Source organism: Rhodococcus cerastii (genome assembly GCF_033042195.1).
GTDB lineage: Bacteria > Actinomycetota > Actinomycetes > Mycobacteriales > Mycobacteriaceae > Rhodococcoides.
Window position 1 is genome coordinate 417,130 of record NZ_JAWLKF010000003.1, and the last position, 21,493, is coordinate 438,622.

Consider the following 21,493-nt stretch of genomic DNA (forward strand, 5'->3'; position numbering starts at 1 on the left):
CGGTCTCACTCATGCGGCAACACTGTCCACCACATCGTCTGCGGCTCGGACCAATTGGGCGTACATGCCGTCGTTCTCCAACAGGGATTCGTGGCTTCCGACCTCGCGAACGACGCCGTGATCGAGTACTGCGATGCTGTCCGCGGAGCGCACCGTGGACAGTCGATGCGCGATGAGGATGGTCGTTCGCCCGTTCATCAGGCCGTCGAGCGCGGTTTGCACTGCGCGTTCGGTGCGATTGTCGAGGGCGCTGGTCGCTTCGTCGAGCACCAGGATCGGTGGATTGCGCAACACCGTTCGGGCAATGGCGATGCGCTGCTTCTCACCGCCCGAGAACCGGTATCCGCGTTCGCCGACCATGGTCTCGTACCCGTCGTCGAGGCCGTCGATGAAGTCGTGGATCTGTGCCGTTCGGGCCGCCGCGAAAATCTCCTCGTCGGTGGCGTCGGGTTTGGCGAATCGCAAGTTCTCTCGAATGGTGGCGTGGAACAGGTACGTCTCCTGAGAGACGACGCCGACCAGGTCGGCGATGTTCTCCGACGCCATCTCCCGCAGGTCGATGCCGTCGATCGTCACCGATCCGGCCGTCGGATCATGCAGCCGCGCAACGAGATAGCCCAGAGTCGTCTTGCCGGACCCGGTTGCGCCGACGAGAGCGAGCGTGCTGCCTGCCGGGACCTCGAGGTCGATGCCGCTCAATGTCGGAACCGTTGCCGAGGTGTAGGTGAAGTCCACCGCACGGAAGGCGACGTCTCCGCGGACGGACTCGCGAGGCAACGCCACCGGATGGGCGGGCTCGGCCACGTCGATCGGCAGATCGAGGTACTCGAACACTCGCCCGAACAGGGCGAGCGAGGCCTGCACCTCGACGCCGGTGTTGAGCAATTGCATGGTGGGTCGGAACAATTGGGTCTGCAGAGCGGTGAACGCGACCAGAGTTCCGATCGTCAGTGCGCTCCCCTGCCCGATGGTGATGCCGGCGAACCAGTACACCAGGGCAGGCATGACGGCGAAGCTGATCTGGATCGTGGCCATGCGCCACTTCCCTGCCATCATCGCCGCGAGTTCGACGCCGGCGACCTCGTGGGATCGGTCGGCGAACTTCTCGGTCAACACCTGTGCGGAACCGGTGGTCTTGCCCAGCAGAATGCCGCTGACCGAGAGTGATTCCTCGATCTGCACCGACAGGTCGCTGAGCAGCTTCTGCCGTTTGGTGGAGATCTTGCGCCGCTCGTCGCCGATGCGGCGGGCGACACGGACGAAGACCGGCAGGATGATCAACGAGAACGTGGCGAGCTTCCAGTCGAGCAGGAAGAGTGCGACCACCGTCGCGGCAACGGTCGTCGCGTTCTGCGCGATGGACGTTGCGGTATTGGTGACCACCGATTGCATGCCGCCGATGTCGTTGGCGATGCGTGATTGCACCTCGCCGGTACGAGTGCGTGCGAAGAATCCGAGGGATTGGCGTTGCAGGTGTGAGTAGACCTGGACGCGTAGATCGTGCATGAGTCGCTGACCGACGCCGTTGGACATCCAGGTCTGCACGACGCCGAGAGTGTTGGTGGCGACTGCAACTGCGATCATGCCGAGTGCGATCAGGCTGACGAGCGTGACGTCGCGGTCGGGTATCGCATGATCGAGGAGTTCGCGGAGAAGCAAGGGGGACGCGAGCGCGATGATCGCGCTGACGACGATGATCGCGCTGACGACGGCGATCTTGCGGCGGTAGGGCGTGAACAGAGCCAGGACTCGGCGCACGGGTGCTGGATCGGACGCGAGGAGAGAACGTTCGGGTCGGCTTTCCAAGTAGACCTCCGTGGTAGCTGAAGTAATATGCAGAGGTTACCTCACTATGAGGTAGTGAGCAACCGTCGCTATGATCCCGTACATGGAAACCGGACACTCGCCCAACCTGAGCGAGCAGTTCATGGCCGTCGCGCGGCAGATCCGGCGCAGCCACATGACTGCGTTGGAACCGTTCGGCCTCAATCCCTCACAGAGTCGGGCTCTGCACGTGTTGGCGCGCGAGCCGGAGTCCATGCGACTACGCGATCTCGCCGAGCACCTGCGCATCGTCGCGCGATCGGCCACCGACATCGTCGACTCCCTCGAGACGGCACACCTGGTGATCCGGCAACAGGATCCGAGCGATCGGCGAGCCGTCCTGGTCGAGCTGACCGACACCGGCCGCGCGCTGTTGGACAGAATCGACGACGCGCGCCGTCAGGTGTCGTCGGAAATGTTCGACGGCCTCGAGCCCGCGGAACGCGACGAGCTGAACCGACTGTTGAGCAAGATCGCCGAGACCGGCTGAACCGACCGAGTACTACTGCTCGCCGGTCCGTTCGCGTCGGGCGAGCTCGGCGAACATCGCGTTGTGCGCGGCCAGGTCGGCATCGTGATCGCGCTCGGCGGCGCGGTCACTGCGCCTGGCATCTCGATCGTCGCTACGGGTCCATTGGATCAGCAACGCCAGCATGACGAGCACCAGCGGAACCTCGCCCGTGGCCCAGGCGATTCCGCCGCCGAGCTTCTGATCTCCGAGCAGGTCGGAGTTCCAATCCAGCCCGAGCGTCCGGTAGAACCAGCCACCCATCACGGTGTTCATGCTCATCAGAGCCACTCCGAAGAAGGCATGGAACGGCAGCGATCCGAACACGACGGCGAGTTTGGTGACCGGAGCGATCTTGCGCGGAGACGGATCGACTCCGATGACGGTCCAGTAGAACAGGTAACCGCTGAGCACGAAGTGCAGGTTCATCAGCAGGTGCGCGCCGTGACTGTCGAGAACGGCCCCGAAGATTCCGCCGAGGTAGAGCACGTAGAAGCCGCCCACGAAGATCAGCGCCGCGACGAGCGGGTGGGTGACGAACTGCGAAAGTCGACTGTGCAGGCCCATCAGCAACCACTCGCGCATCCCCGGGACGCCGTCCTTGCCTGCCGCGGGCAGGACACGCAACGCCAACGTCAGTGCACCGCCGAGCGCGAGCAGAACCGGCGCGAGCATCGACAGCATCATGTGCCCGGTCATGTGCACGCTGAACACGGCCGTGGAATACCGTCCGATACCCGATGACGTACTGATCAGCAGCGTGAGGCAGCCCAGGACCCAGGCGACGGTACGGCCGACGGGCCATGCGTCTCCGCGCAGCCGCAGACGGCGGACGCCGATCAGGTACACCACGGCCATGACGATTGCCGCGGTGCCGAAGATCAGATCGAAGCGCCAGTCCAGCGCCATGCGCGCGAACGTCGGCGGGCCACTGAGGTTGTACCCGAGTGCCGCTTCCGTGGTCGTGAGATTGGGGTCGATCTCGGCCGGCGGAGGTGTGCGGCCGAGCCCGACGGCCAGCCCGATGGTCGCAGCGAGGACCAGCACCTCGGCACCGGCGAACCGGAGCAGCGGCCCGCGGGCCGTGGGATCGGCGATCAGTGCCGGTAGGGCACGGCGGCGCTGCATCCAGCCGAAGCCGCCCAGCACGATCAGGGCGACGATCTTGCCCACGATCAGCAGGCCGTAGGTGGTGGTGAACAGGTCGGCGAGCGAAACCCGGACCAGGGCGTTGATGACGCCGCTGATGCCCATGACCACGAAACAGACTCCGGCGATCGTGGAGAATCGGCGAGCCGCGACATCGGCGTGTGCACCACGCCTGCGAACGTGCGCCAGCAGCGCGAACAGTCCGCCCGCCCACAGCGACGCGGCCCCGAGATGCAGGATCAAACTGTTGGTGGCGATGTCGTGCGAGCCGCCTGCCGAGGAGTGTCCGCTCAGCGCGATCGGCAGCAGCGTCGCGAGGGAGAACCCGAGCAGTGCGGGCGTCCAGGCCCACCGCAACACCGTGCGCGACGCGATGGCGAGCACAACGGCCATGATGGCGGTCCAGCGCCAGGCACTGGCGATCTCCACCTGGTCGAGCGCAATCCACAGGTTCGCCGGTTTGATGGCCTCGGCGAACGGCTGCCCCGAGGTGTCGGACAACGTCAAGGGCACCAGAAGCAGGGCGCAGACGGCCCAGATGATCGACGCCACCGAACCGGTCCGGACCGCGCGGTACCCGTCGACGTCGAGAATCCCGTTCTGCTGCGGCGGTACGAGGAACGCGGCCAGCAGAAAGGATCCGATGGCGATGACGGCGGCGATCTCGCCGATGGCCCTCAGCGCAGGCAGACCGTACGTGGTGGCCGGGCCCGGATCCGGGATTCCGAGCAATACCAGTGCATCGGAGGCGGAGAGCATCACGATGAGTGCGGCGACCACACCGGCGATGACGCCTGCGGTGGCGAACACCGTCGTCGTGGTCGACCGTGGATCGTCGTTCGTCGAACCGTCGTTCGCCCGGACATCGTCCGCCGGGAGTTCAGCGGTCGAGGGTTCGGGCTTCTCGAGATCCGGTGTTGCCATACCACCAGAGTAAGAGGTGATCGGGAGTACTCGAAACGCGAGTCCTACACAGCGTCGTACTTGTCCGTACTCACGGCCTCGGTCGCGTCGTGATGGATGCGACCGTCTCGGGCGCGCAGCGGTTCACCGGTACCGCCCCAGCGGTGGGCGATGATCTCCGCTGCGATCGACACGGCCGTCTCCTGCGGGGTGCGCGCGCCGAGATCGAGACCGATCGGGCTGGCCAGACGAGTGAGTTCCGTCTCCGTCAGACCGGAAGCCCGCAACCGAGCCATGCGGTCGTCATGGGTTCGGCGCGATCCCATCGCGCCGACGAACGCCAGCGATGGAATGCGTAACGCCACCTCGAGCAGTGGCACGTCGAATTTGGGGTCGTGAGTCAACACACAGACGACCGTCCGCTCGTCCACCTCCCCCGCCGCGAACTGCGCGGACAGATAGTCGTGCGGCCACGCGACCACGACCTGCTCGGCTGCGGGGAACCGCTGCGGAGTCGCGAAGACTGCCCGTGCGTCGCAGACCGTGACGCGGTACCCGAGGAATGCGCCCTGCTGCGCCACCGCGGCAGCGAAATCGATGGCTCCGAACACCAGCATCCGCGGCGGCGGAGCGTGGCTCGAGACGAACACATCCATCCCCTCGCCCCGTCGCTGGCCGTCGGGCCCGTAGGTCAGGACAGCCGAACGGCCCGCGGCGAGAAGCCCTTTCGCATCGTCGGCCACGGCAGCGTCGGCACGCTCACTGCCGAGCGAGCCTCGGGTGCCCGATTCTCCGACGACGATCCTGCGGCCGAGCCGTTCCGGATCGGCATGCGCGACGACTGTCGCCATCGCCACGGGCACATTGGCGCGAACGTCCGCGACGAGGGCCTCGAATTCGGGAAACGTCTGTCGGGTGAGCACTTCGACGAACACGTCGAGCGTTCCGCCGCAGGTGAGCCCGACGGCGAACGCATCGTCGTCCGATACCCCGTATCGGGTGAGCACCGGAGCCCCGGTGCGCATGACGTCCTGCGCGAGTTCGTAGACCGCGCCTTCGACGCAGCCGCCGGAGACCGAACCGGCCACCGCACCGTCGGAACCGACGAGCATGGACGCTCCGACCGGACGCGGCGCGGAATCGAAGGTGCGGACCACGGTCGCGACCGCTGCCACGTCGCCGGACTGCCAGGTGCGCAGCGCGTCGTCGAGGATGTCGTGCACAGCACCTCCTTCGACCTGGGGTCGGAACGCTTCCGAAACCACCGCTTTCCCGCTGCGACCATCGCCCAACCCATGCCGGCGCGATCGGCGTATACGGAAAGGTACACTCGTCAACCGTGCTCGAGCGGGTCCGCCCGCACGTGCCAGCCTCCGTAGCTCAGGGGATAGAGCAAGGGCCTTCTAATCCCTTGGTCGCAGGTTCGAATCCTGCCGGGGGCACCACGTTTTTGCAGCTCAGAGGCCATATTGGCCAGGATCGTTCCTCCCTCGTTCCCTAGAGGGTTGCTGTACGCAGATCGGATCATCCGTTCCCGTGCACCTGCTCCATTCAGTTCGGTAGGTTGCATCGATGGAGACATATAGCAAAAGCGACATACTTGCAGGCTCGGTTGCTGGCGGCGAAAAGGTCCACGGCGTGAGACCCGCCGAGATGACGACTCTGTGCGGTACCACAGGTGATGTCGAGGGCGCGGACCCTCAAGTGATCGAAGACTCGACACACAATCCGATCCGGTTCAAGGACAGCACCGGCAACAACTGCGCCAGGTGCCTGGCATCCCTACAGAAACTTGCGGAATGACCCCTGCAGACGACGATGCGATCCTGCTCGACTTCCCGGTCCGGCCACGGGCAGACGAGACGCGTACGCGCAAGAATGTCGAGCAGGCTCTGGCCGGGGGGTACGCAATCCACATTGCCTCGGTAGTCACCATCGCGTCATGGTTTGCAGAGGACCACCCGGCCCTGCAGCCACTGGTGGATCACACGCCTGGCAGTAAGTCGGCCATGATCGCCGCCATCCTAGAAATACTGGACACGTGCGACGACAAGGACGACGAACCTCTATGGGCACTCAAGCATTTCATCGAACAATGGCACCCTGGGTTCCTCGGTCGAATACTTGAGTAGGAACACATACGAAAAGGCCCTCGGCATTACCGGATGCACGGTAAAGATCGAAGGCCTTTTTCGTTGTGCGTGGGAGCGAACCAGCGCACTGTCAATAGAGAGGAGAGCGTGTCTCCAATTCACAGTGTAGCCGAATTGAACGACGAATTCATCCGACTAGAAATCGGCCGGCCAATGAGAAAAATGCAGGTCGATAAACGGTCATTTTCCAAGCCGAAATAAGCCCGGTACACTGGGTCAAATCAGCACTTTTTCGAAAAAATGAAAATGGACCTGTTTTTGGACCCTCCATAAGCCTCTGACCAGGCGTTTTGCGTGACATTTTCACTCAGAGAGAGAACCAGCTCGACTGCAGGGTCTAGGTGTACCCCGAATTCAACGTCGACTAATACCCCCCCTACCCCACGCCCGGCCGACGCCATTCCTATTCATTGATGGGGTGCGGCTCCAGCCATGCGTGCAATTGCTTTATTCATGTGTCATAGTCGAGATGGGAGCGAACCCAATTCGACTGACAAATGAGGAATTCAATATGCATGCAATTGCAGCGCCTGCAGGCGCGCCGACACTCGGCACCGGCACCACCGACACAACCACCACGACGACGACCAAGCGCGATCGACTCGTATCACTGACACGAAAAGCATTTCATTCAAACGTAATTGAACAATCATTGAAGCAATCATCAAGAGCAACAGTGCAAGTGCTTGCAGTCAGTACTGTGCTTGCTGCGATCGTTGGGTACGTGCTGCTGCGACTGGTGCTCGTGCTGGCACTGCACACACTGGCAACGGTGTACAACGTGCATGTGCTTGTCTTCAGCAACGACATCATCAGGGTCAGAGTCAAGGTGTTGGGTAGCAACAACTTCGGCTGCGTCAAGGGTGTGTGGCGTGGCACAGGTGCAGCATCGGACACAGTGGTCGGTGCCAGCTACCGGCTCGCTCGATGGGCCCTGCCTGCCTGACCTACCTCGCTGCCAGAGTTCGACGATGCGCCTTGAGTGCAACGATGCGCGGGCAGGTGTTGCCGTACCCGGTGGTGACGCTGACACGCCCGGTGTTGCGATGCTCCCGCAATGACGTATCGAGGGCCCCTCGGCATTCTGGGCAGCCGGTCCAGCAGCGTGACGTACGAGGCGTGTCGTCATCGAACAGGGCCGCGATCGCAGGCCTCGGAGCTTCTGGGGCATCGTGCTCGAATCTGTTGCCGCGGCGGCCATTACAGCCACGATGTGCCGGGGCGCAGTTGGTCAGCTCGAACGGATCGCCGCCACGAGACAGCGGCACGAGATGGTCCAGGGTGAATTGCCCTTTGGAGTTGCGGGCGGCGCTGGGGTCGATCACCAGCTTGCAGATATGGCACGTCGGAGCTGGCCCGCACATCTTCTTGAACTCCTGCGCCCACTTGATGTACTGGTACGACTTCGGGGTGTACTGGCTCATGGCGTCGTTCCTCGGGGTAGATGTGAGACAGCCCGGCCGGACCCTCGGAGCGCTGAGCGTGGAACGGAGACGCGCGCACTGCAACGATGAGCCTGGCCGGGCTGTCTTTCCCATCGGTGGACTCCCGCTAAAAAGAACCGATGGGAAGTGTCGACACTCAGGTGATTCGGACGCCACCACAGCGCCATCCTCACTCGACCCGGCCAGGTGATGCCGAACCGAACGGACGGAGTGTCTACCGAGCGCCACGCGGGCTACTCGGCCCCCGAGTCCTGCAATTGAACTCGGGGAAGATTGGGAACCTGCACCACCGAATCGACTCGATGCCGCCACCTCGAACCAGACGGAATCCTCAGTGCGCCGGTCTGACTCGGTGATGCAGGTAGTTCTCAGAACGAGGCGTACACCGGAGCGTGCCCCGTAGTCGGTGGTGCAGGCGGTGGCAGCGGCTCCCAACGATCAGGATGCGCCAGCGCCCACTCCGAACCGACTTCGGTCCTCGCCCCCGCGGGCACCACAACCTCGTCACCGGAATGCGGATCGGTGGCTGTGAATGCCGCGGGAGCGATCAGGATCGAACTACTAGGCAGTGGTTGCAATGTTCAGCGCCCGTAGCCCATTTATGTTTACCACGTCGCCGCCAATCCTCGTGTATAAAACGATACCGCGTTGACCGGTTGGTCGCCCATTCGGCCCGGTCAAGTTCTGAATGAATTCCACGGATGCTCCAACGCGATTCACGCAAACGTAATTGGACCAGTCACCGTAGATCAAAGCCAGGTTCGAAGCATCAGTCACCGCGGCATTGAATCCGTCGAGATTACTGACCTCGTTGACCTTCCGAGACAATAGACGACCGTCGGCCAATTCTGGAAATACCCTCGACCCGTTCGCCGTTTCCAGCTGCCGAGCGAGATTGATCGTTCCGAGGTTGCCGGCCCATTGTGCGTTCGGCTGGAACCGCGGAGGCAGTGCACTCTGCAACTTGAAGATGTCTGCAGCACTGAGTGTTTCGACGGTGCCGGGTGTCAACACGTACGGCGCGCCGGCCGACGCAAGGGCGGTAACTACGCCTCGTGGCTGATTGACGCCGGTTCCGGTAGTGAAGGCGGTATTGGTCAATTGCTCCAATCCGTCTGCCATCAATGTCTGCAACTGTGACAGCAGGTCGACCCCATCCTGCTCGACTTCCCAGCTATAAGGGATAAATGTGGTGGCCTTGAATACGGGAATTACCGGAGCGGCCAGCGTCGGGCTCGAATCGGGCAATTCCTGTGCTTCCGGTACCCAGCTTGCAGTCACTCCTGCGGAGGTAATTCCGCGCCATGCTTGACCGGTGATTGTGACATTCCGTGCAATCTGCCGAATGGGATTGTTGCTACCGTCGGAGGTAATTCCGATATTGGGATCGAGGCTCAATGGAACAAGCGAACCACCCTGCGAATTGACGCCCTCGTTCATTGCGCGCTGGACTGCCTGAGCGCTGCGGTAGGCGTCGGACTCTGCTGCGGTCCACTCCAGGTGCCCGCGGGAAGGATCGGCCAGCATCTTGGCGAATGCACTGCGGTATGCGGGATCGCCTGCAGCTCGTGCCCAGCGGGTGGCCGTAGTCGAGTCCTCACCGCGCAGCAGTGCTTCGACTCCGGTAGCAGCATCGGCGCTGAGGTGCTTCGCCTTCACGTCGGACTCGAGGTTGCGGAGCACGACATCGCGGTCGGTGGTGCCTCGGCTTGTGCGGGTCGGTGCATCGTCGTGTGCCCCGCGGTCCAGCAAACCGATCATCTTCGAGCGCTTCTCGTGCTGTGCGTCCAGGTACTCGATGCCCTCGGTGAGTTCGGTGAAGCGGGCCTCGGCGTCCGGCTCCAGCTCGTTCCGGTCCTCGTTCTCGGCGACCAGTTCTGCCAGTTCTTCGCGCAGTTCTTCGCGTCGGTCGTCGGCCTCGGCCACGGTCAGGCCGCGGAGATCGAGGGTGTCGATTGCGGTGCCGGAGTCGCCCGCGGTGGTGTTCTTACGTCGTCGTGTCATGTTCCTAAGTCCTTCTCGTATTGATGAGTGCTAGTTGCCTTTTGGCGGCGTTGATGGTGAGGGTGCGCGGTTCGGTACTGCGGACACCGACCGATGTCGTTGTGTATGCCGGTCGGCCAACAGGTCCGGCTTCACCGAGCCGGAGTTCCTTGATGGTGCGCCGGAGCGGTAGCAGTCCGCGGTAGGCCGGGTCGTCGGGATCGGCCCAGAGCAGTCGTCTGAGTTCGTTGCTCCCGACCGGCCTGCCCTTGGCGTCTCGCCACTCGTCCCGGATGACCTGCATGCTGATCGACATACCGCGCACTGCGCCTGCTTCGATCGCCTGACGTACCGGCTCAACGACCGGATTGTCGAACAGCTCACCGGACACGAAAAGCCCCTCGGGGTCCTCGCGCAGAGTGTCGTACGCGCCGATCGGTGTAGTTCCGACACGACTGTCTCGACCGTGGTCCCACTGCATCAGCGGGTGTGGATTGTCTCTGATCGACTTCGCGAACGCGCCGCGCGTGATTCTCTCCAGGAAGTCGCCCTCGTAGGATCGAATGTGCGTGTCGGTGTTGAACACTGCCGCAATGCCTTCCAGACGCCTACCTGTGCCGGTAGACCCGTCCGATGTGCTGCGTAGCTCGAAACCGAACTCGGCGGTGCGGGAACTCGATGGCATACGTTTCGCCATGATTGTTCTCTCGCTTGGGAATTGGAGTGCACACAGGTCGGAATCGACTCGGCACCGCGTGAGCCTGCCAGCCTCGTTACTGCCGCTCGGCGCTCATCCTTGCGGGACGGCCGAACCAGTCGAGGCGAGTTCTCTTCGCAGTGCCGAGTCTACCCGATTGTGTCAGTGATTGCACCACATGCTATTCGGTGGTGCTGTGCCGATCGAGGTCCGGTAACAGTTGGTCCTCATCGTCATCGAGCCACCAGCGAGGAATGGCGACCACCACGGTCTGCTCGGCACGGACTTCCACGAACTCGGGCGTGATGAAGGGTTGCAGCATCGGCAGAGCCGCACGGGCGGCAGGGTCCATGTGCGAGAGGACGTGATCGAGGGCAGCACCGAGCTTGATGGCCACCAGCTCCTCATGCAGTAGAGACTCGGGCGCGGTCACTGTGACACCTCGGCCGACGGCAGCGACTGCCCACACGAGGTGCAGAAGTGGGTCGGCGTGTTCCCTGACTGGCATTGCCCGGTGCCACACACGAGCTGTCGGCCGGTCGGAGTGTCGAGGTACTTCACGAGCATGTCCTTTTCGATCGGGCGACTGCAACGTCCGCACTGGCCGGATGAGAACCTGGCCTTGAAGATGCGTGCGGCCGTCACGCCAATGCCTCGATGCCCTTGGCCGTCAGACTGTGCGTTCGGTCGGTGGTCTGAGTGGCCTCCTCGTGGCTCTGCAGGACGTTGAGGATCCCGCGGACAGCTCGTGGTGAGTAGCCGAGTACGGCCGCGATGTTGTCGAGGTGGATGCCCGGCGTCGAGGCGATGACGCGAAGGACAGCGATCTCTCGCGGCGTGCGGTGACGTTGTTCGATGGTGGTCATGCTGTGCTCTCCTGGTGGTTGATTCGGTGCTAGTTGGTCCAGTTCGTCCGAGTTCGTCCCGGTTGTCCCGGACAAGGTCCAGTCAGTTTGTCCGTCGTCCCCTCCCTAGGGACGGACTCACTAGACGAACTCAAATGAGTGAATGAGCGCATCCAGTTCGTCCGAGCCCCTGACCTATTCGGGGTCGTCGCCGTACGGGTGGACTTGGAAGAACTTCCGTCCGTTGTGCGGTGCTCGCTCCTCGCGCAGGTAGCCCTCCTCGGTCAGCCAGTCGAGTTCGGTGCGAGTCTTCGGTGCCGACTTCTTGATCCGGCCCGCGATCGTGGACGACAGCACACCTTGGGGCTTGTTCGCGAGAAGGTTCGAGACCAGTCGCCGGATCACCTCGGACTCGGGCAGGTTTCTCGTCGTCGTCCCGTCGGCCACATCACCGGGCGGGTTGACTATGACCACCGGAGACGTTCCCGTGCTGTCGACAATGACGCGTGCGGCCTCTTGGGTCCGGTCGGTGGAAGTCCACTTGCCACAGTGCGGCCGTACCTGGCCCTCGCGGTCCTTTCCGATGCGGATGGACAGCTCGCCGCGCTTACCGGGCATGATCGGAGATATCGGTTCGACGGTGTACGACGCTCCCGACAGGCCTGCCAACTTGTGTTGCCCACCGATCGCACCTCGGCCGCGTCCGTCCTTGGACTTGACGACGTGATCAATCATCGCGACAGCAGCGCCGGTAGCTCTGGCGATCGCATCGGGTAGCTCGCGAAGAAAGTGCGCCACACTGCCGTTGTCGATCAGTTCCCGGCCGGACAGGCTCATCGCTTCCGTGACGCCGTCGAGGACTGCCAGGGTGTACCGGGTGCCCAGTAAAGCTGTCCAGTGCGGAGATTGAGCGTTGAATGGCTCGAACGGCCGAACGTAGGTGAGGTTCGCGAGGATCGCCGCATCCGACGCCCCGAACTCGCGAAGCCTGTTGATCACTTGATCCTGGGAGGACTCGAAGTCGAGATACAGCACCCTCTCCCCCGCCATGATCCGAGTGACTGTCTCGGACTGTAGAACCAGCGACTTGCCGGACTCGGGCTCACCATGGAACGAGTGAGTCAGGCCGGGATAGATCAACGAGACGCCGTCCGACCGGGTGAGCATCGTCGGGACAACCGGGACGAACTCGCCGTCGAGCACACTGGCCAGGTCCACTGGTGCCCACGAGGAACCAACGAGCGCAACAGGTTCGGGCTCGACACTCTGGCTGCGCAATGCTCCGATCATCTCGTCCACGGCGGTACGACCTTGGACCGTGTTGTGCTCTGCCGACGGTGTCTGTCCGACCTTGACCCGTGCACCGTGGACCATTCGGTCGAACTCGGCGGCAGCATCGGAACGATCCGAACCGATCGCCAGGACGTACGCAGCTTTCAGCGATGCCACCGCGTCCGCGGTGCCGGAGTGCCCACGTTCTGCCAACCGAACGATCCGGTTGATGTGCTCGAGTGCCGTGTCGTGCCGTTGGCCTGATTCGCCCTGTGCGGCCTCGATGGCGTCGGCCAATGCTCTTGCTACCTCGGTGTCGGCAGAACCGTCCGTGAGCCGTACGGGCTCGGCATCGGGTGCCGTGATCGCCGCGGGCGCAGTGCCCAGACCGTCGAGGTGACTCACCCACGATTCGGGCAGGGTCGGCAGTGAGTCGACCGTCAGGAAGTCGACCTCGGTGTCCTCGGTGTCGAGCCAGCGGTACGGGTGGCCCTCGGGGTGCAGAGACGGTGGTGCCAGGGCGTACCGATGCCCGCGACGAACGATGTCGATGCCCTTGCCCAGACCACTCGGCAGCAACGTCGAATTCGGTACCCGGTAGAACGAGATTCCCGACCCGTCGGCGCGCGCGGTGGTCCTCGGGGTAGCCGGTAGCGGTCCTAGGTCCTGCACTAGCGCAGCAAGAGTGGTGAGTCCATCGTGGTAGGCGTCGATGTCGATTCCGACGACGTTCTCGGGCATGCGAAGTCCGATGTTGTCGCCCTCGTGGCCCCCGTCGATCCACGCCTGCAGGTCCGCGCCCGAAGCGTCGATGCCGTCGTGGCCCGTGAAGCCTGTGACCGTGATGCGCTTGCTGGCGTGCGGGACCGGGACGACATTCCACCCTGCAGCCTTGTACTGGTGGGCGTAGTCGCCGAATCCACTCATGCCGAACCGCCTTGGATGCAGTGCGGGCAGGTGAGCTTGCCATCGAGGTGGGTCCAGCCGGACAACGGTTCGTGCCGTGGCTGCCGGTGGCACAGATTGCAGTGCGCGGTGGGAACGTTGGCCCAGCGTCGTCCGTCGACCTGTCCTGCGGACTTCACAGTGCACCTGCATCGACGAATGCTTCGAGGTCGAGTCTTTTGACTCGGATCGGTGATGTCTTACCGCCCCCGAGCTTGGATGCTTTCAGTTGTCCTGCAGCGATATACGCGCGAACGGTGGTGGTGCCGAGACCTAGTTCATCGGCCACCTGCGAGATAGAGAGATACGAATTGGACATGGGATTGCCTTCCGACACACGATGATTCGGTGTGTGGTTGGCATCCGACTCTAGCGACGGTCAGCCCCGTCGAGGTCGCGTCCACAGTTCATGCCCGGCAGTCCTGGGTTCGGTACGTCGGAGCGGTGCGAGCTGACTTCGCTTCTCCGATACACCCACTCTGCATCAGCTTGTATCGGATTGCTAGACCTGCAGCCTCAATGCCCCCTGACCAGGTACAATTGCGGTCACGGGTTGCCTTCCCGGTTCTGTTTCGTTCGACGATGCCCTCGGTGTGCTGACACTTGCCGAGGGCATCGTCGTGTCTACCGCCCTGTCGACAACCGTTGAGCCAGTTCGGCGTCTCGGGCATCGGCCGCGTGCTGGTACCTCAAAGCCATAGACGGCGTCGAGTGACCGATCCGGCGCATGAGTTCGGCCGTGGTTGCCCCGTGCTGCGCTGCCAACGTCGCGCCGGTATGCCGAAGGTCGTGGATACGTAAGTCCTTGTGGCCCAGCCTCTCCGCTGCATCCTTGAACGGCCGACGCAGCTCCCAATCACCCAGGAAATCACCACCGATCAGCGACGGGAACACGAGGGCGTCAGCACCTATCGGCAGACCGGCAGCAAGCGCAGGACGGATATGCGGCGGAACGGCAACGGTCCTGATGCCGGCCTTGGTCTTCGGTGCGCCACAATGCCATTCACCGGACCGGTAGGACGCGGCCTTGTTCACGCGAATCACGGAACCGTCATCGGCAACGTCGGAGCGCAGCACGGCCCGCATCTCGCCCACACGCAAACCGCACCAACCCATCACGAGCACCGGCACCCGCAAATGTTCAGGCATCTCGGCAGCCAGGGCGTCGAGTTCGTCGGCGGTCAGCGGCTCGACAGTGCGTTCGGTGCTCGATGACATCGCACCGCGAATCTTCGCAGGATTGGACTCGATCACATCGTCGGCGGCAGCACTGGCCAGGATCGCATGCAGCAACGAGTAGGTGTGCGCCTTGCGCGTTGTGCCGGTGGTGAGCCCTTGATGCCAGGACCGGATCACAGCCGACGAGATGGCCGAAACTTCGAGGTCACCCAGCACCGGGTTGATATGCAAGCGCAGCAGGTCACGGTAGAGCTGTGCCGTCCTCGGCCGCAATGGCTGGCCGGACTTGTTGCGACGTTCATCGACCCACCGATCGGCATAGTCGGCCAGCTTCTCCCCTGCCTCGGCGACAGCACCGGGCGGTCTCCACTTCGGCCCCTCGGTCTCGATCCTCACCCGCTCACGAGCCAACCAGGCGAGAGCGTCGACCTTGGCCGTGTAGGTCTTGGGCGCGGCATATCGAACCTTGTCAGGACCGACGAACGAGGCCCGCCACTTACCCGACGGCAGCTTCTTTGCCGTGCCCCATGAGTTCCGTCGCCGTACAGCCATTGTGCCGTTCCCTTCGTTCCCCCTGCGTTCCCTAAGAACTCTAGATTGCTCTACATAGATCTCGGCAATCCGACACAGCAAAGCGTCTATACCAGCAGCTCAAGCGCTTCTTTCGATGCCCTGGCCTGCAGGTTCACACTACCGGGAAATGAGGTTCGAATCCTGCCGGGGGCACCCTCTGACCAGCAGAAACGTAAGTCCGTTCGGCTCACTGTGGTTGACTTCGGATAACGAAGGGTCACACGTGCATCAGCTCACTCTCGGAGTCCTCTCACGTTCGCGCAAGCCCGATGAGCGGCGACTACCGATTCACCCACTGCATTTCGATCGAATAGATGCCGATATCCGCGCCCGAATGTTCCTCGAATCCGGCTACGGCGAGCCGTTCGGAATTTCGGACGAGCACCTGGCCACCCAGGTGGCGGGCATTCGAACGCGCGAGCAACTCATCGCCGAGTGCGATGTGATCCTGTTGCCCAAGCCCCAGGCCGAGGATCTCGCATCCTTGCGCCCAGGGCAGACACTGTGGGGCTGGCCGCACTGCGTACAGGACGAAGAACTCACCCAGATCGCCGTCGACCGCAAGCTGACGCTGATCGCCTTCGAGGCGATGAATCACTGGACCCACGAGGGCTCGTTCAATCTGCATGTGTTCCACAAGAACAACGAGTTGGCCGGCTACTGCTCGGTGCTGCACGCACTGCAGTTGATCGGGTCCACCGGTGATTACGGTCGCCGGTTGCGGGCTGCGGTCATCGGTTTCGGTGCCACCGCTCGCGGTGCGGTCACTGCACTCAATGCCCATGGCATTCACGATGTGGACGTTCTCACCCAGCGCGGCGTCACTGCGGTGAGTTCGCCGATCCACTCGGCCAACATCGTCAACTTCGATCTCGACGACGCCGATCCACGCCAGAGTCGGGCCCTCACCCCCGACGGCCGCGTACCACTGTCGAGCTTCCTCGCCGACCACGACGTCATCGTCAATTGCGTTCTGCAGGATACCAATTCACCACTGACATTCTTGACGAACCAGGACCTGCCGACTCTCGCGCCTGGCACCCTCGTGGTGGACGTCTCGTGCGACGAGGGCATGGGGTTCGAGTGGGCCAAGCCCACGTCGTTCGCCGATCCCATGTTCACCGTGGGCGACAACGTGCGCTACTACGCCGTCGACCACAGCCCCTCGTACCTGTGGAACTCTGCTACCTGGGAAATCAGCGAATCTCTGCTGCCGTACCTTCGGATCGTGCTCGACGGCCCCTCGGCGTGGAGTACCGATTCCACCATCGAGCGTTCGATCGAGATCAGGGGCGGCATGATCGTGAACCCGAATATCCTTGCCTTCCAACATCGCAGTGCGGAGTACCCGCACACCGCAGCGTGAACGAAGCGCACGGCATGAGCATCACGTGGATCGAGGACGGTAGCGAGCGGACGTGTCGCTGGCAGTCGGAGAACGGCGCTCCCGCACCCCGCACGGTACGCGTCGTCGACGATTCGACGACGGCAGACGTGGCATACAAGCTGGCCACGATCGGCGAGGCTCTGTTGTGGCGCGGCGATTACAACAATGCTCGGCAGCTGCTGTCGGCGATGACCCGGCGGGTACCAGCGGCCAAACAGACTTCCGACGCGTCACCTGCGGAGCAGTTTCATCTGCATCGTCAACATCAAGCCAGACGTGCCCGCGTGCTGGGAATGCTTCTGGTGGAACTCGATTCGAGCTTTGGACTCGACCTGGGCCGAGCTCCGGACGTCCGTGCAGCCGTAACAGAAGCGCTCGGCCCCGACGCCGCGCCGTGTGTGCTGTCGTTGCGCGAGCTACTCGGCATGGTCGGCGCACACGAATGGCGTCGCAAGGGTGTCTTCGTGCCGGCGCTGGATGCCTCGATCCACCCGCACTACGGCGTCTTCTCCCCCGTCCGCGGCGAGTACATCCAACTCGTCGCCGACGCACCGCTGCCGGACACGGACCGAGCGTTCGACATCGGCACCGGCTCGGGCGTTCTGGCGGCAGTGCTCGCCCGCCGCGGCGTGACCGCGGTGGTCGCGACCGACAAGGATCCGCGGTCGATCGCGTGCGCACGAGCCAACGTCGATGCTCTCGGATTCGCCGATCGGGTCGAGGTGGTGCAGGCCGACATCTTCCCGTCCGGGCGTGCGGGACTGATCGTGTGCAATCCGCCGTGGATTCCCACGAAACCCACGTCGGGCATCGAACATGCGGTGTACGACCCCGGGTCGCGAATGCTCAAGTCTTTCCTCAGTCGACTCCGCGGGCACCTGACGCCGAACGGTGAGGCGTGGCTGATCGTGTCCGACCTCGCCGAGCTGCTCGGATTGGTCACGCGCGCAGAATTTCTCGCCGCCATCGACGCGGCAGGCCTGGCCATCGTCGGCCGAACCGACACCACCCCCACGCACTCGCGCGTCACCGACAGCTCCGACGTGCTGCACGCGGCACGCTCACGCGAAACCACGTCACTGTGGCGGCTCCGCGCACGCTGACAGTGGGCACACGACAGCGCCGCCCGAGCAGTGCTCGGGCGGCGCTGATGGATCCGGTACTTCTTACCGTTCGCGGGTCTCGAACTCGCCGTTGATCACGGTGCCCAGCGGCGCGTCACGCTCCGCCTTCTTCGCCGCCTCACGCATTTCGATTCCGTCGGTGATCAGATCACCGATTTCACGAGTGACGTCGCGGACGGCTCCGGCGATGATCACCACGATCCGGCCGACGTGAGTCGCGGCCGATTCGGTGAACTCCTGCACGGTGTCCTTGTTGCGCTCGAACTTTCCTACCAACAGGACCGCCCCCTTCGAAGTCGTCACGCTGCGCTGGTCTTCTTACGCTCGACGATAACACCGGCCGGAGCCGCCGATCCCGTGAGCGAGTTGGGCAAGGCGAGCTTGAAGATCTTGCCCCACACGGTGCCGATCTGGTGGAAGAAGCCGCCGGTGTTGTACGGCAGGTCGTACTTCTCGCACAGAGCCTTGACCTCCGGCGCGATCTGCGGGTAGCGGTGCGCGGGCAGATCGGGGAACAGGTGGTGCTCGATCTGGTGCGAGAGGTTGCCCGACATGATGTGGAACAGCGGAGTTCCTTCGATGTTGGCCGATCCCAGCATCTGCCGCACGTACCATTCGCCGCGGCTCTCCTCAGCGGTCTCTTCCTTGCTGAAGGTCTGGACTCCGGTCGGGAAGTGGCCGCAGAAGATGATCGAGTAGGTCCACACGTTGCGGATGAGGTTGGCTGCGACGTTGCCGACCACGGTGGTCGCGAAGAACGGGCCGGTCAGCGCGGGGAAGATCACGTAGTCCTTGAGCGCCTGCTTGCCCGCCTTGCGCCACATGCCCTGCAGCAGCGGCTTGACGTCGTGCCACTTGCGCTTGCCCGCGACGATGTTCTCCGTCTCGAGGTCGTGCAGCATGACGCCCCACTCGAAGAACGTCATCAGCAGGAACGCGTACACCGGGTTGCCGAGGTAGTACGGGTTCCACTTCTGGTCCTGATCCATACGCAGGATGCCGTAACCGATGTCGCGGTCCATGCCGACGATGTTGGTGAACGTGTGGTGCATGTAGTTGTGCGAGTGCTTCCACTGGTCTGCCGGGCAGACGGTGTCCCACTCGAACACCTCGGAGTTGAGGCCGGGCTCACGCATCCAGTCGTACTGGCCGTGCATGACATTGTGGCCGATCTCCATGTTGTCGAGAATCTTCGCCACTCCGAGGGCACCGACGCCTGCGAGCCATGCAGGCGGAAGGAAGGGCAGGTACATCAACGCGCGTCCGGCGACCTCGAGGCCGCGCTGCGCCTTGATGATCTTGTAGATGTATTCGCGGTCCTCGTCACCGAGCTTGGCGACGGTGCGGGCGCGCAGGTCGTCGAGTTCGCGGCCCAGTTCCTCGACCTGTTCGTAGGTCAGCACGGTCGGCTGATCCGGCAGGGTCTCGTCACGTCGGAAGGGCAGGACGGTGGTGGGCAGGATCGAGAGAATCGTTCCGAGCATCTGATGATCTCCAATTCGATCGGGTCGAGATGGGTCTTGGGGTTGTCGCTGTTCGAGGTGGATCTAGATGTCGATGTCGACGTCGCCCACGGCAACGGACACGCACAGCTGGATCTTCTTGTCCGATTCGGTGTCGGTCTCACCGGTCTTGATGTTCTTGGTGCAGCCGGACTTCTTCACCGAGGTGCAGGTGAAGCAGATACCCATCCGGCAGCCGTTGGCCGGTGAGAGTCCCGCTGCTTCGGCCTGTTCGAGCAGCGTCTCGCCGTCGTTCTCCGAGGACACGTCGCTGCCGGAGAACGTGGTGGTGCCGGTGACGTCGTCGCTGACGGAAGCGAACGAGGGTGTGAACTCCTCGAGGTGCAGCCGCTCGCCGAGACCTGCGTCGTCGAAGTACGACGTCACGCTCTTCATCAGTCCGGGAGGTCCACACAGGAAGGTGTCGGCCTCGGCGAACCACGGGGCCACCGCATCGAGATGTTCCTGGCCGAAGAACCCGTGCAGGTCGCCGCCCGTCTTCTGCTCGGTGTACGCGAAGACGATGTTCACGTTCTCGTGCTCGGCGGCGATCTTCTCGAGGTCCTTCTTGTACGCGACGTCGTTTTCGGTGAACGCGTAGTGCAGGAAGGTCAGGTCGCTGCTGTACCCCTCGTCCAGCAGCGACCTGAGCATGGACAGCACCGGCGTGATACCGCTGCCACCGCTGATCAGCAACGTCTTTGCCGGGCGTGGTTGGGGAAGCTCGAACGTGCCGTCCGCCTGCGACAGGCTGACCACCAGGCCGACGTACGCGTTCTTGTGCAGGTACTGCGACACCAGACCCTCGGGATGCGCCTTGATCGTCAGTTCGATCCGGCCGTCCTTGCGGTACTGCGAGCACGCGGGCGAGTAGCAGCGGGTGTGGCGTACTCCGTCGATGACGACTCCGACCTGAACGAACTGGCCGGCCTTGAAACCCTTCCACTGACGCGTGGGACGGATGGTGAGCGTCAACGAGTCTTCGGTGGACCGGTGTATCTCGGTCACTTCGCCGCGAAGGTCACGAACGGTCGTCATCGGGTCGACGAGTTCGAGGTAACGATCGAGCGCGTGGGGTGTGGCCATGGCCTCGAACAGGGAAAGAAGCGAGAACTTGCGCGAACGCGAGGCCCGCGACGGACGTTCTTGAAGCGTCATTCCATCCTCCCTTACCGGATCGAAACCTACGACCCATTCAGTGAACGATTGTGCACTAACATGAGTGTGGCAGAGCGACACCGGTACCTGTCAACGTTTATGTGACCGCCGTTACAGAGCGAATCGACAGTTCTGTGGGTGCCGGGGAGGAACCGGAAGGGAGATCACAGAATGCGCGCCCATAAACTGGACGTTGTGACAGAACCGGGGACCCGCGCCGAGCGCAAGGAGCGCACGCGGCAAGCACTGATCGAGGGCACCCTGGACCTGCTCCGCGAGCGTTCTTTCGCCAGCGTCAGCCTCCGTGAGGTCGCTCGATCCGCCGGCATCGTCCCCACCGCGTTCTATCGACACTTCGCCTCCATGGAGGACCTCGGCGTCGCTCTCGTCGAGGACAGCATGCGGATGCTGCGACAGATGCTGCGCGACGCCCGGCGCAACCCCAGCACCAAGACGGCCACCGAGTCCTTCGGCATCCTGGTTCGCCAGGTTCGCTCCCACGAGGATCAATTCCGTTTTCTCAGTCGCGAACGGTACGGCGGCGTGACCGGAGTGCGCCGCGCCTTCGCCACCGAACTACGACTGTTCGTCAGCGAGCTGACCATCGACCTGTCCCGCATGCCCGGTCTGGAGCAGTGGGACGTCGCCGATCTGGAGATGACCGCAGACCTGCTCGTCTCTACGATGCTCACCGCGGTGGTCGGCCTGTTGGAAATCGACAGACCGGGTAGTCAGAACGAGAAGGACCTGATCGAGCGGACCGAGAAGCAGATCCGCATGATCATGCTCGGGATGAGCCGATGGGAACCACGACGGGCTTGACCGTTCGAGAACGAGACGGCCGCG

21 protein-coding genes and 1 tRNA gene are annotated in these 21,493 nt (G+C 63.2%); 7 read left to right on the forward strand and 15 right to left on the reverse strand.

What is annotated here, in order from left to right:
* Positions 1–9 precede the first annotated feature (9 nt).
* A complete protein-coding gene (locus R3P93_RS08825) occupies positions 10–1,758 on the reverse strand; it encodes an ABC transporter ATP-binding protein (protein WP_317532807.1) in 1,749 nt (582 codons plus the stop codon).
* A gap of 130 nt (positions 1,759–1,888) precedes the next feature.
* Here R3P93_RS08825 and R3P93_RS08830 point away from each other — a divergent pair, with 130 nt between their 5' ends.
* Positions 1,889–2,314, forward strand: a complete 426-nt coding sequence (locus R3P93_RS08830) for a MarR family winged helix-turn-helix transcriptional regulator (protein ID WP_317532808.1) — start codon at positions 1,889–1,891, stop codon at positions 2,312–2,314.
* 12 nt (positions 2,315–2,326) lie between these two features.
* Here the strand turns inward: R3P93_RS08830 and R3P93_RS08835 are convergent, their stop codons facing one another.
* Together R3P93_RS08835 and R3P93_RS08840 are read right to left on the reverse strand one after the other, a co-directional pair.
* On the reverse strand, positions 2,327–4,240 hold the full coding sequence (locus tag R3P93_RS08835) for a cytochrome c oxidase assembly protein (RefSeq protein WP_317532876.1): 1,914 nt from the start codon (positions 4,238–4,240) through the stop codon (positions 2,327–2,329).
* Positions 4,241–4,449: 209 nt separating this feature from the next.
* Complete coding sequence (locus tag R3P93_RS08840; protein ID WP_317532809.1) at positions 4,450–5,607, reverse strand: XdhC family protein; 1,158 nt, start codon at positions 5,605–5,607, stop codon at positions 4,450–4,452.
* 146 nt (positions 5,608–5,753) lie between these two features.
* Between R3P93_RS08840 and R3P93_RS08845 the strand changes: the two genes are divergently transcribed.
* The 3 genes from R3P93_RS08845 (at position 5,754) to R3P93_RS08855 (ending at position 7,483) form a co-directional block, all read left to right on the forward strand.
* Positions 5,754–5,829 (forward strand) — tRNA-Arg (locus R3P93_RS08845).
* 354 nt (positions 5,830–6,183) lie between these two features.
* Positions 6,184–6,516, forward strand: a complete 333-nt coding sequence (locus tag R3P93_RS08850) for a hypothetical protein (protein WP_317532810.1) — start codon at positions 6,184–6,186, stop codon at positions 6,514–6,516.
* A 532-nt stretch (positions 6,517–7,048) separates the two neighbouring features.
* A complete protein-coding gene (locus tag R3P93_RS08855; protein ID WP_317532811.1) occupies positions 7,049–7,483 on the forward strand; it encodes a hypothetical protein in 435 nt (144 codons plus the stop codon).
* 1 nt (position 7,484) lies between these two features.
* Here R3P93_RS08855 and R3P93_RS08860 read toward each other — a convergent pair whose 3' ends face one another.
* From R3P93_RS08860 to R3P93_RS08900, 9 genes are all read right to left on the reverse strand, one after another.
* Positions 7,485–7,961: an HNH endonuclease gene (locus R3P93_RS08860; protein WP_317532812.1), complete on the reverse strand. Its 477-nt coding sequence runs from the start codon at positions 7,959–7,961 to the stop codon at positions 7,485–7,487.
* A 582-nt stretch (positions 7,962–8,543) separates the two neighbouring features.
* Positions 8,544–9,908, reverse strand: a complete 1,365-nt coding sequence (locus R3P93_RS08865; RefSeq protein WP_317532813.1) for a phage major capsid protein — start codon at positions 9,906–9,908, stop codon at positions 8,544–8,546.
* A gap of 82 nt (positions 9,909–9,990) precedes the next feature.
* A complete protein-coding gene (locus tag R3P93_RS08870) occupies positions 9,991–10,650 on the reverse strand; it encodes an HK97 family phage prohead protease (RefSeq protein WP_052061324.1) in 660 nt (219 codons plus the stop codon).
* 193 nt (positions 10,651–10,843) lie between these two features.
* Complete coding sequence (locus R3P93_RS08875) at positions 10,844–11,095, reverse strand: hypothetical protein (RefSeq protein WP_155288589.1); 252 nt, start codon at positions 11,093–11,095, stop codon at positions 10,844–10,846.
* Between the two features lie 208 nt (positions 11,096–11,303).
* Complete coding sequence (locus R3P93_RS08880; protein WP_155288588.1) at positions 11,304–11,528, reverse strand: hypothetical protein; 225 nt, start codon at positions 11,526–11,528, stop codon at positions 11,304–11,306.
* A 174-nt stretch (positions 11,529–11,702) separates the two neighbouring features.
* Positions 11,703–13,706, reverse strand: a complete 2,004-nt coding sequence (locus R3P93_RS08885; RefSeq protein ID WP_317532814.1) for a bifunctional DNA primase/polymerase — start codon at positions 13,704–13,706, stop codon at positions 11,703–11,705.
* On the reverse strand, positions 13,703–13,864 hold the full coding sequence (locus R3P93_RS08890) for a hypothetical protein (protein ID WP_283348230.1): 162 nt from the start codon (positions 13,862–13,864) through the stop codon (positions 13,703–13,705). The genes R3P93_RS08885 and R3P93_RS08890 overlap by 4 nt, the downstream gene beginning before the upstream one ends.
* Positions 13,861–14,043: a helix-turn-helix domain-containing protein gene (locus tag R3P93_RS08895; protein ID WP_032399516.1), complete on the reverse strand. Its 183-nt coding sequence runs from the start codon at positions 14,041–14,043 to the stop codon at positions 13,861–13,863. The genes R3P93_RS08890 and R3P93_RS08895 overlap by 4 nt, the downstream gene beginning before the upstream one ends.
* 305 nt (positions 14,044–14,348) lie before the next feature.
* The gene (locus R3P93_RS08900) at positions 14,349–15,455 is read right to left on the reverse strand and encodes a tyrosine-type recombinase/integrase (protein ID WP_317532815.1); all 1,107 of its coding nucleotides are present in this window, start codon (positions 15,453–15,455) and stop codon (positions 14,349–14,351) included.
* Positions 15,456–15,699: 244 nt separating this feature from the next.
* Here R3P93_RS08900 and R3P93_RS08905 point away from each other — a divergent pair, with 244 nt between their 5' ends.
* Together R3P93_RS08905 and R3P93_RS08910 are read left to right on the forward strand one after the other, a co-directional pair.
* The gene (locus R3P93_RS08905; protein ID WP_317532816.1) at positions 15,700–16,842 is read left to right on the forward strand and encodes a N(5)-(carboxyethyl)ornithine synthase; all 1,143 of its coding nucleotides are present in this window, start codon (positions 15,700–15,702) and stop codon (positions 16,840–16,842) included.
* A 14-nt stretch (positions 16,843–16,856) separates the two neighbouring features.
* Positions 16,857–17,966: a class I SAM-dependent methyltransferase gene (locus tag R3P93_RS08910; RefSeq protein ID WP_317532817.1), complete on the forward strand. Its 1,110-nt coding sequence runs from the start codon at positions 16,857–16,859 to the stop codon at positions 17,964–17,966.
* Positions 17,967–18,029: 63 nt separating this feature from the next.
* Here R3P93_RS08910 and R3P93_RS08915 read toward each other — a convergent pair whose 3' ends face one another.
* The 3 genes from R3P93_RS08915 to R3P93_RS08925 form a co-directional block, all read right to left on the reverse strand.
* Complete coding sequence (locus tag R3P93_RS08915; protein ID WP_032394788.1) at positions 18,030–18,263, reverse strand: hypothetical protein; 234 nt, start codon at positions 18,261–18,263, stop codon at positions 18,030–18,032.
* Between the two features lie 23 nt (positions 18,264–18,286).
* Positions 18,287–19,471 carry a fatty acid desaturase family protein gene (locus tag R3P93_RS08920; protein ID WP_317532818.1) on the reverse strand — a complete coding sequence of 395 codons (1,185 nt, stop codon included), beginning with the start codon at positions 19,469–19,471 and terminating at the stop codon, positions 18,287–18,289.
* A 63-nt stretch (positions 19,472–19,534) separates the two neighbouring features.
* Entirely contained in the window at positions 19,535–20,647 is a 1,113-nt protein-coding gene (locus R3P93_RS08925) for a ferredoxin reductase (protein WP_317532819.1), read from the reverse strand.
* A 171-nt stretch (positions 20,648–20,818) separates the two neighbouring features.
* Here R3P93_RS08925 and R3P93_RS08930 point away from each other — a divergent pair, with 171 nt between their 5' ends.
* Entirely contained in the window at positions 20,819–21,469 is a 651-nt protein-coding gene (locus R3P93_RS08930; protein WP_188078668.1) for a TetR family transcriptional regulator, read from the forward strand.
* Positions 21,470–21,493: the final 24 nt, after the last annotated feature.

Coding starts and splice junctions, on each gene's coding strand:
- R3P93_RS08830 (WP_317532808.1), top strand. CDS start 1,889: ATGGAAACCGGACACTCGCCCAACCTGAGCGAGCAGTTCATGGCCGTC.
- R3P93_RS08835 (WP_317532876.1), bottom strand. CDS start 4,240: ATGCTCTCCGCCTCCGATGCACTGGTATTGCTCGGAATCCCGGATCCG.
- R3P93_RS08850 (WP_317532810.1), top strand. CDS start 6,184: ATGACCCCTGCAGACGACGATGCGATCCTGCTCGACTTCCCGGTCCGG.
- R3P93_RS08855 (WP_317532811.1), top strand. CDS start 7,049: ATGCATGCAATTGCAGCGCCTGCAGGCGCGCCGACACTCGGCACCGGC.
- R3P93_RS08860 (WP_317532812.1), bottom strand. CDS start 7,961: ATGAGCCAGTACACCCCGAAGTCGTACCAGTACATCAAGTGGGCGCAG.
- R3P93_RS08870 (WP_052061324.1), bottom strand. CDS start 10,650: ATGCCATCGAGTTCCCGCACCGCCGAGTTCGGTTTCGAGCTACGCAGC.
- R3P93_RS08880 (WP_155288588.1), bottom strand. CDS start 11,528: ATGACCACCATCGAACAACGTCACCGCACGCCGCGAGAGATCGCTGTC.
- R3P93_RS08885 (WP_317532814.1), bottom strand. CDS start 13,706: ATGAGTGGATTCGGCGACTACGCCCACCAGTACAAGGCTGCAGGGTGG.
- R3P93_RS08895 (WP_032399516.1), bottom strand. CDS start 14,043: ATGTCCAATTCGTATCTCTCTATCTCGCAGGTGGCCGATGAACTAGGT.
- R3P93_RS08900 (WP_317532815.1), bottom strand. CDS start 15,455: ATGGCTGTACGGCGACGGAACTCATGGGGCACGGCAAAGAAGCTGCCG.
- R3P93_RS08910 (WP_317532817.1), top strand. CDS start 16,857: ATGAGCATCACGTGGATCGAGGACGGTAGCGAGCGGACGTGTCGCTGG.
- R3P93_RS08920 (WP_317532818.1), bottom strand. CDS start 19,471: ATGCTCGGAACGATTCTCTCGATCCTGCCCACCACCGTCCTGCCCTTC.
- R3P93_RS08925 (WP_317532819.1), bottom strand. CDS start 20,647: ATGACGCTTCAAGAACGTCCGTCGCGGGCCTCGCGTTCGCGCAAGTTC.
- R3P93_RS08930 (WP_188078668.1), top strand. CDS start 20,819: ATGCGCGCCCATAAACTGGACGTTGTGACAGAACCGGGGACCCGCGCC.